Raw genomic sequence first — 16,152 nt, 5'->3', positions numbered from 1 at the left:
CTATCTTTTACTTTTGCTTAGAAATTAAACCAAATTCAAGATGGTTTAGCAGAAAAAAAACAATAATAAACCTTGAAACAGGAAAAATATAAAGATTATTCATTTTGATTTAGTAGAAAAACAAGGGGAGATTTTGTAGGAATGGATCGACTCTTGTTTTTTGTTTTTTAACTAGGTTCTATTTTTAGCTCCAGCGGAGCTTAAATATTTATAGCTAAAATTTGCAATTGATTCAAAGCTCCAGCGGAGCGATATATATGCTTTTACAATCCTATAAACATGTCGCCCCGATGGGGCTTTTAATATATTAATTGATATTCTATAAATATTTTGTCCCTCTGGGACTTATTTAGCAAAATTATTTGATTGTAAATCTATTACAGATAACATCATCAAAACTAATCCAAAAACCAAAATCAAGCTGCAAACAAAAATACTCTCATAATATCCTGAAAGCATCCCGCTGCCAAAATAAAGAAGCACACCTTGAAAAAACAGCAGGATTTCGGTTGCTAAATAACCTAATATAAAACTTTTTACTCCTATTTTTAAGACAGAAGAATGAGCAGAAAGTATTTTATTCTGAAGCAAAATTCCAAACAAAAATCCGGTTATAATTCCCAAAGTTGTCAGGTGAATAAAACCAATTACAAAATTCCTTATTTGATGCGAAACCTGAGTGATATTTGGAAAAATGGTCAATAACTGAATTCCTATTTTCAAAAATAACGAACATAAAGCCAGACCATAAACGAGTTTAGCACTTTCATCTAAACCTTTTTTAAAATCCTTTATTTGAGGTTGCAGCATTTGATAGAAATATACAAAAGCGCCTAATTGCAAGATTACCCCAAAAGCATTGATCCAGTTTAAAATATTGATTGCTGCAAACCATCGAATTGGAAATGCCAGCGTTAAAAAGGTCGAAACGATTAAAAGAAAATAAAATTTCTCAAACTTTCTTTCTTCCATTTTATGCTGAAATTGTTTTAAAAACAAGGCCAAAACAGCAAACATAAACCAGCCGTTAAACTGAAAATGCAGAAAAAACTGAATGGCGATTTGATAAAATACGCTTTGTTTACCCAGCGTACTCACAGCCGGTCCTAAACACCAAACTCCCAAAGTCGACAAGATCATAAACAAAACAGAAACACGCAAAAGTTTTTGCTGCGGTGTTTTTTCTTTAAAAATGTCTTTCCAAACCAATCGGCAGAAAGCATAGCTCAGCAAAATATGAAGCGTTGAAAAAATAATCGAAAACAAAGCATATCCCTGAAGAGGAAAAGTAATCATCATTCCGATAACCGAAAATTCAGTCAGCCAGAATAATCGGTTATAAATTCGTTTCTGGCTTTTTTCTTTCGGAATAAAAAACCGAACCACTAAAACATAAATCATCAGATAAACCCAGCCCAGCATGGCCACATGCGAATGTGAGTGAAGTAAAAAGCCGTAGTTTATCCAATTTATAGGATAAAGATATACCAACCGCATTATCAACCCAAATAGGCAGGCAATTAAGAAATTTAAAAAACAGCAGATAATCCAGGTTTTTTGAGAATTCATTTTAGAAAATTGTTTATTTAAACACATAGAAACATAGATTTTAAACATTACAAAAGATAATTTTTAAAAAATCTATATTTTCACACCTAGCTATGTTTGTTAATGAAAGTGAAACGCCTTTCTAAGTTTACAAAACTATGTATCTATGTGTTTAATCTTGTCAAATTAAACTCAATCATTAAAAGTAATAAACTAGGAAGTAAATTATAAGAACAAAAACACCGACAATACTTTTCTAACTTAGTATTCATCGGTGTTTTTTCATTATCAAAATTTATTTTTATTCTACTTCAACAAAATCTTTTTCCAATGCAACTGCTTTTGGAAACAAGATATTATTCTCTAAGTGAATGTGTTTATGCAAATCTTCTTCAAACTCTTTAAGCATTGCAAAAGTTACTCTGTAAGTTGTACAAGCATCTGCCGGAGGTGTATAATTATCTGTAAGAGCTGCAATTTCTCTAAAACGCTCGCCTTCGTTGTTGTGCTCGTGCATCATCATAGCAATAGGATTGGATACACTTCCAAAAGACGGCTGCAATAAAACGCCGTCAGAATCTTTTGTTTTTACCATTCTTTTTACGAAAGGAAACAAAATCAATTCTTCTTTTTTCATGTGTTGAGACAATTCGGCAGCACATCCTATAAACAATTCATTTATTTTGAATAATTCAGGATGGCGTCCGCCGTGAACTTTACATAATTTATCTAAAAAAGGAAGAAGCGTCTGCGTTTTATCCTCCACATAACGATGATGTGTTTTTTCAATATAATCTGCCAGTAAATCCAAAGGCCATGAATTAAAATCGATTGAACCGTTATTTTCTGATTGCACTACTTCATCTATACTTTGCAGCAAAGCATCAGAATTTATATTTTGTTTGTCACATACTTCATTTACAGTTCGGTCGCCTTTACAGCAAAAATCAATTTTGTATTTAGAAAATACCGCTGCAGTTCTATAGTCCTGAGCCACAAATGATCCTATTGTTCTGTTTTTTAAATTTTCCATGATAATCTATTTTTTATTTATTTTTATTTTTTAAAGTCAAGTCAAATACAAACCACGCCATTGTAATAAATCCGATTCCAAAAATAGAATCTCCTATCGCACGAAGCCATTTTAAGGTAATCATGGCGGGTTGCTGCATTAATTCTGATGAACGGGCGTACCACATTCCGTGATCGATACTTTCTACAGCCTGCCAGATTCCTATTGGGAGCAGACTTAATATTGCCATTAAAAACAGCCCAATATTCAGCGACCAAAAAGTAATTTTAAGCAGCTTGGTATTCCAGTTTACATTTCGGTACAAACTTCTTAGAACGAACAACACCAAACCAATTCCTAACATTCCGTATACTCCAAACAAAGCCGTATGCCCATGCAGCGGTGTTGTATTTAAACCTTGTACATAATAAAGTGCAATTGGCGGGTTGATGATGAATCCGAAAACGCCGGCGCCGAGGAAATTCCAGAATGCTACTGAAATCATAAAATAAATAGGCCATTTATAATCGGTAATCCATTGTGTCGATTTTGAGATTTTATAGTTTTGATAAGCTTCAAATCCTATTAAGGTTAAAGGCACAACTTCGAGCGCGCTGAAAGTTGCTCCCAACGCCATAATTGCGGTTGGAGTTCCAGAGAAATACAAGTGATGGAATGTTCCTAAAATACCACCCGACATGAAAATAATTGTCGCAAATAAAACATTTAAAGTCGCTGTTTTGGTTTTCAATAATCCTAATCGAACAAATAAAAATGCCATAACAACGGTTGCAAATACTTCGAAGAAACCTTCAACCCAAAGATGACCCACCCACCATCTCCAGTATTCGGCTATAGCTAAGTTGGTTTGTCTTCCCCACATTAATCCTGCTCCGTAAAACATGGCAATTGCGGCGCAAGAAATCAGGAATAAAATGATTAGATTTTTTTCTTGTGTTTTTTTCTTTAAAATTGGAATTAACGGTCGAACCATTAAAGCCAGCCATAAAAACAGTCCCACTAAAAGGAAAATCTGCCAAAAACGTCCTAAATCGACATATTCATAACCCTGATGACCAAACCAGAAATTTTGTACCAAATCTAATTTCTGCATAACGCCAAACCATTGTCCGGCCATTGAACCCAAAACAATAATGAGTAAAGCAACAAACAGGAAATTTATTCCGAAACATTGAAATTTAGGATCTTTACCCGAAACTGCCGGAGCAATATACAATCCTGTTGCCAGCCAAGCCGTTGCTATCCAGAAAATCGCCAGCTGTGTATGCCAGGTACGAGTCACGGCGTAAGGTAAAATCTGATCGATTGGAATTCCGTAAAGCCCGTTTCCTTCAACGCCGTAATGTGCTGTAATGATTCCAAAAGTCATTTGTAAAATCATCAATAAACTTACAATCCAGAAATATTTCACAACCAATTTCATCGATGGCGTTTTACCCTGATTGATAATTGGGTCTTCTTTTGGAAGCGGAAATTCTTCTTCTTCACCAGATTTTGCATGATAGAAAACTAAAATTCCAATACTGAAAATCAGCAGAATAATACTTACTCCAGACCAAGCCAAAAGTTCTTTGGTTGCTTTATTTCCCACTAATTCATCTGAAGGCCAGTTGTGCGTATACGAAATATCAGAATCAGGACGATTGGTGACCGTTGCCCAGGTTGACCAAAAGAAAAATGCATTCATTTTGTGCATTCGTGCTTCATCTTTAATCGAATTTTTCGGGATAGCATATTCTTCTCTCAATTTATCAAACTGAGGATCATTTGTAAACAGTCCTCTATAATATTCGCTTAGACTTTGAATTGCTTCAACACGATTTTCAGATATCGTAAGAACTCCCGAAGTCGCATCGTATCGATTGGTTCGCAGGTCTTTTTGCAAACGAATTTTTAGCGCTGCCTGCTTCTCCGCATCAAGCTCATCAAATTTTTTATTAAAATCTTCTTTTGCAAATTTATTCAGTATAAAAAGCGCTTCACGATGCAGCCAGTCAGCTGTCCAGTCCGGAGCAACATAAGATCCGTGCCCCCAGATAGATCCTACTTCCTGACCTCCTATACTCTGCCAGATATTTTGCCCGTCTTTAATTTCGGCTTCAGAAAAAATATTTTTTTCGCTGTCTGAAACTATTTGTTTTGGCATTGGCGGTGCCTGCTGGTAAATTTCATAACCATAATAACCCAGTACTGCAAATGATACACTCATCACCAATGCAAATACGATCCATAATTTTTTTTCTCTTTTCATCTTTTTTTAATTCAATAAAAGACAATTTCATCCTTTATTAGTTCTTAAAAAAACTCCAAACTTTTACTTGGAGTTTTTTACTATTTACTCAACAATTAATACACCTTTCATCATAGCCACGTGGCCAGGGAAAGAACAAATAAACGGGTAAGATCCTTTTTTATCAATTGTAAATTCGATCGTATCTTCTTCGCCTCCTCCTAATAATTTAGTGTGAGCAATAATCGAAGCTTTTTCAGATTCCGGAATATAATCGGTTGCTTTAGCATCATTTGCTTTTAAAGCAAAAGATGCTTCGTCTGTTCCTTCCTGAAGAATAACCAGATTATGCCCCATTGCTTCTTTAGGAATTTTACCAACATGTTTCAAAGTCAGTTTAATTGGCTTACCTGCAACCGCTTTTAATTCATTTGTATTAAACTGCATTTGGTCATTTCCTTCAATAACCAATACATTTTCGGCAGTTGAAGTTACCGGAGCAGCTTCTCCTTCGGCAGTAGTTTCTGTTTGTTCTTCAACCGGAGCTGTTTCTTTTTTACCGCAGGAAGTTATAGTTAAAAATCCCATTAGGATTAATAGTGAAATTTTGGTTTTTGTATTCATTGTTAAAATAATTTATTAAAATTTAATCGTTGATATTTAATGTTTTAAGAAAGAAATCGCCTGATTTTACATCTGTAGCCAGCTGTTCTAAAGTGGTTTTAGTCAGCATTTCTAAAAGCAGCCCTCTAATTTTTTTAAATTCATGATGAACCGGACAAGGATGTTCCTCTGAGCATTCTTTAAGTCCAATGCCGCATCCACTGTAAATTTTATTACCGTCGATTGCATCTACAATCTGGATTAATCTAATTGATTTTACAGCTTCATTCGAAACTTCAAAACCTCCTCCTACTCCTTTTGCCGAATGTATGATTCCGTTTTTGGTCAAAATCTGCATAATCTTGGCCGTAAAGGGTTCCGGAGAATCAATTTCTTTTGCTACATCTTTTATTCCAACTCTAATTCCTTTAGAAGATTTGGTTGCAATAAATATTGAAGCCCTAATTCCGTATTCACACGCTTTTGAAAACATACTTTCCTGATTAATTCTTTACAAAGATATACACATTGAATATAAAAGACAAATTTATCTTTAATTAATTTTATATCACAAAAAGTTATTTATAACCAAAATAATTTAGACTAGATAAAGCATATATTCAGCAGCAAATTCGTATAAAAACCAATTTTAATTTTAACTTTGAGATTACATAATTTCTAATATCTAAAAAATGCCATTAAGCAACTCAAAAGATTTAAAATTAGCTGTTCTGATTGATGCCGATAATGTGCCTTACAGTAATGTAAAAGGGATGATGGAAGAAATTGCAAAGTTTGGAACACCTACTACCAAACGTATTTATGCTGACTGGACAAAGCCTAATGCTAATGGCTGGAAAGCTGTTTTACTTGAACATGCCATTACTCCTATTCAACAATACAGTTATACGGTTGGAAAAAACTCATCAGATTCTGCCTTAATTATCGATGCAATGGATTTGCTTTATTCCGGTAAGTTAGACGGTTTTTGCATCGTTTCCAGCGACAGCGATTTTACACGTCTGGCAGTCAGACTTCGCGAATCTGGCATGAAAGTAATTGGTATTGGAGAAAAGAAAACCCCAAGTTCGTTTATTGTAGCCTGCGACAGATTTATTTATATTGAGGTTTTAGATGGAGCAATCCAGAAGAAAAAACCAAAAGCAACCGCAGCCGACACCAAAAAACCAATCGAAAAACCAACAGAAAAAGCGCTTCATAAAATTGATAAACAAACCATCGAACTTATCGAAGCCACTATTGAAGATATTGAAGATGATGACGGATGGGCATTTCTAGGCGATGTTGGAAACCTGATTGTAAAGAAAAAACCAGAATTTGATCCTAGAAATTATGGTTATTCTAAGCTTACGCCAATGCTGAAATCATTGACAGATATTCTCGAAATCGACGAAAGAGAATCTGATAAAAAGGGCATTAAACACGTTTATGTCCGATTAAGATTCAACTAATTAAATTATTCCTTATTACTTAAAAACATGAGAAAAAAATTCTTCATTTACGGATTCTTATTGTTTCTAATTGTTCTTGCAATTTACTATTACACCGGGCGAGCTTATTTACTCGTTTTTATTATTCCAATTTTATTGGTTATTGGAGTTTATAATGCTACTCAAAAAAAGCATGCTATTTTAAGGAACTTTCCGGTTTTGGGTTATTTCAGATATTTATTTGAAATGATTGCGCCCGAAATTCAACAGTATTTTATTGAAAGATCTACAGACGGAAAACCTTTCTCCAGAAATCAGCGTTCTTTAGTTTATCAAAGAGCTAAAAATATCGATTCGAGCACGCCTTTCGGTACGCAGCAAAACCTAAATACGGAAACTTATGAAGGAATAAAACATTCTATTTTTCCGGCAAAGGTAAACGAAGAACTTCCAAGAGTTTTAGTGGGCGGAAAAGATTGCAGACAGCCTTATTCTGCTTCTTTATTTAATGTTTCGGCAATGAGTTTTGGTTCATTGAGCGAAAATGCTGTTCGTGCCATTAATATTGGTGCCAAAAAAGGAAACTTCTACCAAAACACAGGTGAAGGAGGTTTAACCGATTATCATCTTGAAGGCGGAGGTGATATTACCTGGCAGATTGGTACGGGTTATTTTGGATGCCGTGATGCCGAAGGAAATTTCAGTCCTGAAAAATTCTCGGAAAAAGCCAATCTTCCAAATGTAAAAATGATCGAAATTAAGCTTTCTCAAGGTGCAAAACCAGGTCACGGAGGTGTGCTTCCGGCGGCTAAAAACACAGAACAGATTGCCAAAATTAGAGGAGTTGTACCGCATACCATGATTCTTTCTCCTCCTGGCCATACTTCTTTTTCTGATACAAAAGGACTGCTTCAATTTGTGAAACAATTACGCGAATTATCAAACGGAAAACCAGTTGGCTTTAAATTATGTATTGGAAATACTGCTGAATTTGAAGCGATCTGCCATGACATGATTTCCGAAGATATCTATCCGGATTTTATTACCATTGATGGTGCCGAAGGCGGAACCGGAGCTGCACCGCTGGAATTTGCAGACGGAGTTGGTATGCCATTTGAACCGGCATTGATTTTCGTAAACAAAACTTTAATTGGATTGAATATTCGTGACAAAATAAGAATTATAGGAAGCGGTAAAATCATTTCCGGATATTCTATTCTGCATGCCGTTGCTTTAGGTGCAGATATGTGCAACAGCGCGAGGGGGTTTATGTTCTCTTTGGGATGTATTCAGGCATTGCGCTGCCATAATAACGAATGTCCAACGGGAGTTGCCACTCAAAACAAAATGCTTATGAAAGGTTTGGTTGTTACCGATAAATCAGATCGTGTGTATCATTTTCATAAAAACACGCTTCATGCTGCAAATGAGCTTTTGGCCGCAGCCGGAAAAACGTCTTTTGCAGATGTTGACATCAATATCTTTATGCGTGGTGACGAATTTACGAATCTATCAGAACTATATTTCCCTGATAATTTAACGAATGTTACTAAACGAAATTAAAAAGCAAAAGCCTCTTTGATATTTACAAAGAGGCTTTTGCTTTTTTATGTAAAGGTAGTTTTAGAGTTTAGCAGTTTCTTTACTTCCTGTGGCAGCTCCGTTTTCTAAAACAGCTAATTCTTCTTTATCTACCAACTGCTGTGCTAATATGGCATTATTGTAAGCTAAGAAATAAACATCAAATTTTACTCCTTCGTTAATTAATTCTGTAGATATTTGATCGTTCTTGATCATCTCTTTTAACAAATCCGGAAATGAATCTTTGTAAGCTAATTTATTTTCGTCATTTTCTTCTAAATTAGTTTCAATTCTAATCTCGATTTTATTGTCGTTCAAAAAGGCTTTAGCAGTTGTGCTGGTAATTCCGTGGCCTTTAATTGACGATGAATTGTTGTAGGTGCTTACATGTTCCTGAATTTTTTGTTTGGTATTTTTACAACTTATCAGTACTAATGCAAGAGCAAAAGCAAATGCGATTTGGGTAATTTTTTTCATAATTTTTTGGTTTATTAGTTAATTTTTAACTCAAACATAACGAAATTTAAACGAAAAAGCAAAACCAAATCATAAATTTTAAAAATGTAATTATTTGACTACAAATCAATTACGCAAACATAAAAATCAAAAGATTAACCTTAGATAAATTAAAAAAGCCTCTTTAAAAACTAATTTTAAAGAGACTTTTTTTAGGTTGTTTATTCCTGAATTAATCTTTCAATAGTTCTGCAAGTGATTCTTTAGTTATCACTTCTTTTACAAAAACAGTATTATCATCGGCTAAATAATAGGCATCAAACTGAATTCCTTCTTTTACCAATTCTTCCGGAATTTGATTTTTGTCGAACATATCTTTTAACAGCTTAGGAAAAGTTGTATTCGCCGCTGTTTTATTGGCTGCATTTTGCTCTAAATCGGTTTCAAATCGCAATTCGATTTTATTATCATTAATATAACCTCGGGCAGTTGTAAGATTAACGTTTTCGGCTCTAAAACTAGAAGCTGTTGCGTTGTAATTAACAACAAATTCCTGCAGTTTCTGTTTGGTATTTTTACAGCTTACAAGCATCAACACCATCATAATCGCAAATGAGATTTGGCTTATTTTCTTAATCATAGTTCTAAATTTACTTTGTTTTTTGAAGTCTTAAAAGTGCTTCAAGATAGTAATAATCTGCGTAATTTATAGAACAATCTATTTCGCTTCCTGCAGGTTTGTGTCCTGTTGAATGCAATAAGAAGGCTGAATTGACATCTCGGCTTTGGTAATGATCTGAAAGTGAGACGATCATTTTTTTAGATTTAGTTAAATATTCATTTTTCAAAGTCTTATCTTTTGTATAAGTACTTAACTCTAAAAGTGCCGAAGAAACAATCGCAGCTGCCGAAGCATCTCTAGGCGCATTTGGAATATCCGGTGCATTAAAATCCCAATACGGTATTAAATCTTCTGTGGTTAATTTATCTAAATAAACACGAGTTAATTTGTGTGCAAAATCTAAAAATTTAGGATCTTTAGTTTCTCTGTACACCATCGTATATCCGTAAATTGCCCAAGCCTGGCCGCGCGCCCACATACTGTCGTCGCTATATCCCTGAGCAGTTCTGCCTTTTATTTTTTTCCCGGTTTCATAATCATAAATAATCACGTGATAAGAAGTATTATCTGGTCTAAAATGATTTGCCATTGTAGTTTCGGCATGTTTAACAGCAATATCATATAGTTTTTTGTTTCCTCCATTTTTTGAAGCCCAAAAAAGAAGTTCCAAATTCATCATATTATCAATAATCGTATTATGTCCGCCCATTTTATTATGAGGCCAAGACTGTATAGTTCCCACTTTCGGATTAAAAAGTGTCGCCAGAGTATCGGCTGTTTTTAGGATAATTTCTTTGTATTCCGGATTTTTAGTCAATCGATATCCATTTCCGAAACTATTAAAAATCTGAAAACCTAAATCATGGTCTGCCGCTTTGCTAACAGACAAAGGCGTTAAGAAACGTGAAAATTTATCGGCTTCTTTTTCCCATTTTTTATCTTTTGTTGCTTCATACAAATACCATAATTCACCAGGCCAAAAACCGCTTGTCCAGTCTTTGTAGCTAACAAATTTCCAATCTTTGCTTCCATTAGGAACTGTTCTTGGAGAAGTGCCGTCATTCGGAATTACTTTTAAGGTTTTTGAGGCCTGTTCTGCGCAATAATCCAATTGTTTTTGAACGTTAAACGAATTGTTCTTTTGCGCATACGTTTGATTTCCTAAAAGAAACAAAGCCGCAATCAGGGTAAAAAATTTTGAATTCATGTGGTTATTTTTGATAGATAATTTTTGTTGAACCGATAAATTTATAAAATAAACTAAACTTATCTAAGCGTTTGTATTTTTCATTCCCTAAAAATGTACTATTAAAGTACTGTTTTGTGCTGGTTTCTTTTGGTTTGTCATTCATCAAACAATAAAAATCTGTTTAAATCTGCGTCATCTGTGTGCCATTACACACAGCTTTGCAACCTTTGTTAGTGTGGTTGCTTCGTTCCTCGCAATGACAAACTTTATCTACAAATGAAAGATTTAGTCTAAATTTGCCCCTAACTAAACCAATCTAAACTTGAAAAAAATCCGAATCTATTATTTCTTACTTTTTGTCTTTATAATTTTTCTAGGGATTCTTTCTCGGAAAATATCTTTTATTCCGTTGTGGATTGGGGATTTTCTTTACGCAGTAATGATTTATGCTTTGGTTCGGATATTCTTTCCTGTTAAGAAAGCTTCATTAATAGTTTTGCTTTCTCTTTTAATATGTTACAGCATTGAGTTTTTACAGCTTTATCAAGGCGAATGGATGATTGAACTTAGAAAAACACTTTTTGGAAGATATGTTTTAGGTCAGGGATTTCTTTGGTCAGATATTTTGGCTTATACATTTGGGATTATTACAGCTTTCATTATTGAAAAACTGATTTTGAAGTACATCAATCAAAAGTCTGCGTGATTTTTTCAATATTTAAACTGTTGGCCATTGCCATAAATATTTGGTAATAGGTTCCTTTATTATCATACAATTGATCGTGAGTTCCTTTTTCGACGCATCTTCCTTTTTCTAAAACTATAATATTTGATGCATCTATAATTTGAGAAATACTATGCGATATTATAATTACAGTTCGGTCTTTTTTAATTGCGTCAAGAGATTTTTTAATTTGTTGTGTAGCAATCGCATCTAAACTGGCTGTGGGTTCATCCAGAAAAATAATAGGCGGATTTTTGAGAAAAAGCCTTGCAATAGCAATTCGCTGCTGTTGTCCGCCCGAAAGTAAATGTGCATCAGAATCGTATCCTTTTGGCAATTGCATAACCTGATCGTGAATATAAGCCTGCTTTGCCGCTTCAATAATCTCTGACTGCGAAGCTTCGGGATTTCCGTATAAGATATTTTCTCCAACAGTACCTTTAAAAATATGGTTCTTCTGCAAAACCAATCCGATATTTTTGCGGAGAAAATCTGTATCATAATCTACCAGATCAACTCCATCTAAAAAAATATGACCTGACGATGGGAGATAAAATTTATCCAATAAATTAATGACAGTGCTTTTTCCTGCCCCGCTTAATCCAACCAAAGCCGTTGTTTCATTCGGCTTGACCGTAAAATTAATATCATAAAGTGCCTGTGTTCCGTTTGGATAAACAAAATCTACGTTCTTCACTTCTATCAATCCCGTAACTTTTGCCGGAATATAAGTACCGCTGTTTTCTATTTCTTTATCAGCTTCTAAAATATCGAAAAAACCTTCAGAATAAATTAAAGCATCGTTTACCTCGTCATAAATACGATGCAGTTGTCTTATTGGCGACGAAACATTATTAAACAACATAATATGAAACATGATCGCACCAATTGTCATGACATTATTTAAAACAAAATAAGCCGTCAGGATTATAATAATCACCACTCCTATCTGCTCGACAAAACTTTTAATGCTTTCGAAAATAAAACTGGTTTTTCTGGTTTCCAGTTGATTTTCGGTCATTTCAAACTGAATTTTTTCATGTCGGTCTGCTTCTGTAGATTCGCGTACAAAAGATTTAATCACCGTTATAGATTCAATTAAACTAATGATTCCGTTGTTTTTGGTTTCACGGTAATTACGCATTCTTCTTCTAAATCCGCTTAACTTTGTAGCTTGCAGCTGACTGATATAAAAGTAAATAGGAATAATACACAAACTCACCAATCCCACATAAACATTGGCATAAAACATAATAACCAAAGCCACAAAAGCATTGGCAAACAAAGGCAGAATATCAATAAAAAAGTTCTGGACCAATCGTGTTAAACTGCTTATGCCGAGATCAATTCTAGTTTGAAGTTTCCCGCTTTCATTTTCATCAGAAGTATAAAATTCCATTCTGTAACTCAGAATTTTTTCGACTATGGTTTGAGAAATATCGCGGGTAATAAAAATACGCAGTTTTTCTCCGTAAAATTTTTGCCCAAATTGCACCACAGAGTTTACCAGTTCTTTGGTAAGCAGTACAACACTAATTATACCCAATAAATGAAATCCTTTAGACAAAGGTTCGTGCGCCACCATTAAGTTATTGATGGTATCTACAGTATATTTTAGTATTAGAGCATTGACCTGAGCTGCAAATGATCCTAAAAATGTAAGCAGTAAAGTCGCAATTACCATTTTCCTGTATGGCTTTACAAAAGGCATTATTTTTTGATAAAGTAGGGATAATTGCATTTATTTTGAATTTTAGGTAATATATCAAATATAAGAATTCTAAATTTGTCATTAAAATTAATACACCTCTAAAAACAAAACCTATGAAACTCGTTTTCGCTTCAAATAACTTAAACAAAATCAAGGAAATACAAAGTATATTAAACGGATCTATACAATTATTAAGTTTAGAAGATATTGGCTGTCATGAAGAAATCCCGGAAACTGCCGATACCATAGAAGGCAACGCAATTTTAAAAGCCAATTATGTAACCGAAAAATACGGTTATGATTGTTTTGCCGATGATACAGGATTGGAAGTAAAAGCTTTAAATGGAGAACCAGGCGTTTATTCTGCCCGATATGCCGGAGAGCAAAAAAATGCCGATGATAATATGAATAAGCTTCTGGAAGCTTTAAAAAATGAAGAAAACCGCAGTGCACAGTTCAAGACCGTTATTGCCTTAAATTTAGAAGGAAAGCAACACCTTTTTACTGGTTTGGCAAAAGGAAATATTACTTTGAATAAAACTGGAAATCATGGTTTTGGTTATGATCCGATATTTCAGCCGGAAAATTATACAGAAACTTTCGCCGAATTAGCATCCGAAATTAAAAATAAAATCAGCCATCGTGCAAAAGCAACTGAGCAACTTATTGATTTTCTGAATTCAGGAAAATAATTGTTTAAAATCCAACATTTTAGTGCTCAAAATTGATATTTCACGACGTATTTTTTGTATGATTTCTTGAATTTCTTTGAAAAATCATTTTACACCAAACATAACTTTTTGATAATCAAATCATAACAAATCCATAAATCTTAAAATTGCATTAGTATATCTGAATAATTAACAGTAATTTTGCACCCTATTTTAAAAACACATATGAATAAATTTGAACAATTAGGATTGAATGAATCGTTACTGAAGGCGATTTTAGATCTAGGATTTGAAAATCCGTCAGAGGTACAGGAAAAGGCGATTCCCCTATTATTGGAAAAAGACACGGATATGGTTGCGTTGGCTCAGACAGGGACAGGGAAAACGGCAGCTTTCGGTTTTCCGCTAATTCAAAAGATTGATGCTGACAACAGAAATACACAAGCATTAGTTTTATCGCCAACACGCGAACTTTGTTTACAGATTACTAACGAACTTAAAAACTACTCAAAATACGAGAAAGGTATTAATGTGGTAGCAGTTTACGGCGGGGCTAGTATTACAGAGCAGGCAAGAGAAATAAAAAGAGGAGCACAAATTATCGTAGCTACTCCAGGAAGAATGCAAGACATGATTAACAGAGGTCTGGTAAACATTAAAAATATAGATTACTGTATTCTTGATGAGGCTGACGAAATGTTAAACATGGGATTCTATGAGGATATCGTATCTATTTTATCCGATACTCCAGACGAAAAAAGCACATGGTTGTTCTCTGCAACAATGCCGCAGGAGGTTGCCAGAATTGCAAAACAATTCATGAGCGAACCAGTTGAAATTACTGTTGGAACTAAAAACTCTGGTTCATCTACAGTTTCTCACGAATTTTATTTAGTTAATGCTCGTGATCGTTACGAAGCTCTAAAACGTTTGGCAGATGCTAACCCGGATATTTTCTCTGTGGTTTTCTGTCGTACAAAAAGAGATACTCAGGCTATTGCCGAGAAATTAATTGAAGATGGATACAGTGCTGCTGCATTGCACGGAGATTTATCTCAGGCACAGCGTGACGGTGTAATGAAATCTTTCCGTGGAAGACAAATTCAGATGCTTGTTGCTACTGACGTTGCTGCACGTGGTATTGACGTTGATAACGTAACTCACGTTGTTAACTACCAATTACCAGACGAAATCGAAACTTACAATCACCGTTCTGGACGTACTGGTAGAGCTGGAAAATTAGGAACTTCTATTGTAATCGTTACAAAAAGTGAGTTACGTAAAATTTCTTCTATCGAGAGAATCATCAAACAAAAGTTTGAAGAAAAAACTATTCCATCTGGAATCGAAATCTGCGAAATTCAATTATTGCACTTAGCAAACAAAATTAAAGATACTGAGGTTGATCACGAAATTGACAACTATTTACCAGCAATTAACAATGTTTTAGAAGATTTATCTAAAGAAGAATTGATTAAGAAAATGGTTTCGGTAGAATTTAACCGTTTTATTGCTTACTACAAAAAGAATAGAGATATCTCTACTCAATCTTCTGGAGAAAGACGTGAAAGAAACGATTCTGAACCAAGAGAATTCAACAATAACGGGGCAGTTCGTTACTTTGTAAACATTGGTTCTAGAGACAATTTCGACTGGATGTCTTTAAAAGATTACCTGAAAGAAACTTTAGATTTAGGTCGTGATGACGTTTTCAAGGTTGATGTTAAAGAAGGCTTCTCTTTCTTCAACACTGATCCTGAGCATACTGACAAAGTAATGGAAATATTAAACAACGTTCAATTAGAAGGACGTCGTATTAATGTTGAAATTTCTAAAAATGACGGAGGCGGAAGACGCGATCATAATGGGCGTAACGGTGGCGGACGTAGTTCTGGACCAAGAAGAGAAGGAAACTTCGCTCCAAGACGTGAAGGTTCTGGTGGAGGATTTAGAAGCGATAGAAACTCTGCTCCAAGACGTGAAGGTTCTGGTGGAGGTTTTAGAAGCGACAGAAACGCAGCTCCAAGAGAAGGTGGTTTCAGAAGAAACGAAGGAGGTTCTGACAGAGCTCCAAGACGTTCTGAAAGTTTTGGTGATTCACCAAGACCAAGAAGACCAAGAAGAGATTAATGATTTAATATCTTAAAATACAAAATCCCAGGTTCCAGACATAATTGGAATCTGGGATTTTTTTTGCATTAAGAATCTTACGCTCTATAAATGAGTTTTGTAATTCAAAATCAATACAATTTAATCTTCCTTATCCCTTTTTATTTAAATACTAAAAGCAAACTGCTGCCTTTGTTAATTTTCTTATAATTATATTCCAAGAC

14 protein-coding genes are annotated in these 16,152 nt (G+C 34.5%); 5 read left to right on the top strand and 9 right to left on the bottom strand.

The window, feature by feature from the left end; genetic code table 11:
* Positions 1–345 precede the first annotated feature (345 nt).
* The 5 genes from AC1RRQ_RS02445 to AC1RRQ_RS02425 all read right to left on the bottom strand — a co-directional run bounded on the left by AC1RRQ_RS02445 (position 346) and on the right by AC1RRQ_RS02425 (position 5,907).
* The gene (locus tag AC1RRQ_RS02445; RefSeq protein ID WP_493021080.1) at positions 346–1,569 is read right to left on the bottom strand and encodes a hypothetical protein; all 1,224 of its coding nucleotides are present in this window, start codon (positions 1,567–1,569) and stop codon (positions 346–348) included.
* A gap of 280 nt (positions 1,570–1,849) precedes the next feature.
* The gene (gene ric, locus AC1RRQ_RS02440) at positions 1,850–2,581 is read right to left on the bottom strand and encodes an iron-sulfur cluster repair di-iron protein (protein WP_493021078.1); all 732 of its coding nucleotides are present in this window, start codon (positions 2,579–2,581) and stop codon (positions 1,850–1,852) included.
* Between the two features lie 13 nt (positions 2,582–2,594).
* Positions 2,595–4,832 (bottom strand): nitric-oxide reductase large subunit, encoded by a 2,238-nt coding sequence (locus AC1RRQ_RS02435; RefSeq protein ID WP_493021076.1) that lies wholly within the window; start codon positions 4,830–4,832, stop codon positions 2,595–2,597.
* A gap of 84 nt (positions 4,833–4,916) precedes the next feature.
* Entirely contained in the window at positions 4,917–5,435 is a 519-nt protein-coding gene (gene azu, locus AC1RRQ_RS02430; RefSeq protein ID WP_493021074.1) for an azurin, read from the bottom strand.
* A gap of 22 nt (positions 5,436–5,457) precedes the next feature.
* Complete coding sequence (locus AC1RRQ_RS02425; protein ID WP_493021072.1) at positions 5,458–5,907, bottom strand: RrF2 family transcriptional regulator; 450 nt, start codon at positions 5,905–5,907, stop codon at positions 5,458–5,460.
* A gap of 199 nt (positions 5,908–6,106) precedes the next feature.
* On the opposite strand from AC1RRQ_RS02425, the gene AC1RRQ_RS02420 reads away from it, so the two are divergent.
* Positions 6,107–6,886 (top strand): NYN domain-containing protein, encoded by a 780-nt coding sequence (locus AC1RRQ_RS02420; protein ID WP_493021070.1) that lies wholly within the window; start codon positions 6,107–6,109, stop codon positions 6,884–6,886.
* 27 nt (positions 6,887–6,913) lie between these two features.
* Positions 6,914–8,428, top strand: coding sequence for an FMN-binding glutamate synthase family protein (locus tag AC1RRQ_RS02415; RefSeq protein ID WP_493021068.1), 1,515 nt, complete (start codon positions 6,914–6,916; stop codon positions 8,426–8,428).
* A gap of 60 nt (positions 8,429–8,488) precedes the next feature.
* Here AC1RRQ_RS02415 and AC1RRQ_RS02410 read toward each other — a convergent pair whose 3' ends face one another.
* The 3 genes from AC1RRQ_RS02410 to AC1RRQ_RS02400 all read right to left on the bottom strand — a co-directional run bounded on the left by AC1RRQ_RS02410 (position 8,489) and on the right by AC1RRQ_RS02400 (position 10,731).
* Entirely contained in the window at positions 8,489–8,923 is a 435-nt protein-coding gene (locus AC1RRQ_RS02410; RefSeq protein WP_493021066.1) for a hypothetical protein, read from the bottom strand.
* A gap of 211 nt (positions 8,924–9,134) precedes the next feature.
* Entirely contained in the window at positions 9,135–9,542 is a 408-nt protein-coding gene (locus AC1RRQ_RS02405; protein WP_493021065.1) for a hypothetical protein, read from the bottom strand.
* Positions 9,543–9,552: 10 nt separating this feature from the next.
* The gene (locus AC1RRQ_RS02400) at positions 9,553–10,731 is read right to left on the bottom strand and encodes a glycoside hydrolase family 88 protein (RefSeq protein ID WP_493021064.1); all 1,179 of its coding nucleotides are present in this window, start codon (positions 10,729–10,731) and stop codon (positions 9,553–9,555) included.
* Positions 10,732–11,035: 304 nt separating this feature from the next.
* Here AC1RRQ_RS02400 and AC1RRQ_RS02395 point away from each other — a divergent pair, with 304 nt between their 5' ends.
* Positions 11,036–11,419, top strand: coding sequence for a ribosomal maturation YjgA family protein (locus AC1RRQ_RS02395; RefSeq protein WP_493021063.1), 384 nt, complete (start codon positions 11,036–11,038; stop codon positions 11,417–11,419).
* Here AC1RRQ_RS02395 and AC1RRQ_RS02390 read toward each other — a convergent pair.
* Positions 11,400–13,178, bottom strand: a complete 1,779-nt coding sequence (locus AC1RRQ_RS02390) for an ABC transporter ATP-binding protein (protein WP_493021061.1) — start codon at positions 13,176–13,178, stop codon at positions 11,400–11,402. The genes AC1RRQ_RS02395 and AC1RRQ_RS02390 overlap by 20 nt on opposite strands.
* 83 nt (positions 13,179–13,261) lie before the next feature.
* Between AC1RRQ_RS02390 and AC1RRQ_RS02385 the strand changes: the two genes are divergently transcribed.
* Together AC1RRQ_RS02385 and AC1RRQ_RS02380 are read left to right on the top strand one after the other, a co-directional pair.
* Positions 13,262–13,840, top strand: coding sequence for a non-canonical purine NTP diphosphatase (locus AC1RRQ_RS02385; RefSeq protein WP_493021059.1), 579 nt, complete (start codon positions 13,262–13,264; stop codon positions 13,838–13,840).
* Positions 13,841–14,044: 204 nt separating this feature from the next.
* Entirely contained in the window at positions 14,045–15,949 is a 1,905-nt protein-coding gene (locus tag AC1RRQ_RS02380; protein WP_493021057.1) for a DEAD/DEAH box helicase, read from the top strand.
* The last annotated feature ends 203 nt before the right edge of the window (positions 15,950–16,152 follow it).

The organism is Flavobacterium sp. GW821-FHT12A05, from assembly GCF_058807735.1.
Note: the sequence above shows the minus strand (reverse complement) of the source record. Positions and strands in the feature narration are given on the sequence as shown.

Coding starts and splice junctions, on each gene's coding strand:
- AC1RRQ_RS02445 (WP_493021080.1), bottom strand. CDS start 1,569: ATGAATTCTCAAAAAACCTGGATTATCTGCTGTTTTTTAAATTTCTTA.
- ric (WP_493021078.1), bottom strand. CDS start 2,581: ATGGAAAATTTAAAAAACAGAACAATAGGATCATTTGTGGCTCAGGAC.
- AC1RRQ_RS02435 (WP_493021076.1), bottom strand. CDS start 4,832: ATGAAAAGAGAAAAAAAATTATGGATCGTATTTGCATTGGTGATGAGT.
- azu (WP_493021074.1), bottom strand. CDS start 5,435: ATGAATACAAAAACCAAAATTTCACTATTAATCCTAATGGGATTTTTA.
- AC1RRQ_RS02425 (WP_493021072.1), bottom strand. CDS start 5,907: ATGTTTTCAAAAGCGTGTGAATACGGAATTAGGGCTTCAATATTTATT.
- AC1RRQ_RS02420 (WP_493021070.1), top strand. CDS start 6,107: ATGCCATTAAGCAACTCAAAAGATTTAAAATTAGCTGTTCTGATTGAT.
- AC1RRQ_RS02415 (WP_493021068.1), top strand. CDS start 6,914: ATGAGAAAAAAATTCTTCATTTACGGATTCTTATTGTTTCTAATTGTT.
- AC1RRQ_RS02410 (WP_493021066.1), bottom strand. CDS start 8,923: ATGAAAAAAATTACCCAAATCGCATTTGCTTTTGCTCTTGCATTAGTA.
- AC1RRQ_RS02405 (WP_493021065.1), bottom strand. CDS start 9,542: ATGATTAAGAAAATAAGCCAAATCTCATTTGCGATTATGATGGTGTTG.
- AC1RRQ_RS02400 (WP_493021064.1), bottom strand. CDS start 10,731: ATGAATTCAAAATTTTTTACCCTGATTGCGGCTTTGTTTCTTTTAGGA.
- AC1RRQ_RS02390 (WP_493021061.1), bottom strand. CDS start 13,178: ATGCAATTATCCCTACTTTATCAAAAAATAATGCCTTTTGTAAAGCCA.
- AC1RRQ_RS02385 (WP_493021059.1), top strand. CDS start 13,262: ATGAAACTCGTTTTCGCTTCAAATAACTTAAACAAAATCAAGGAAATA.
- AC1RRQ_RS02380 (WP_493021057.1), top strand. CDS start 14,045: ATGAATAAATTTGAACAATTAGGATTGAATGAATCGTTACTGAAGGCG.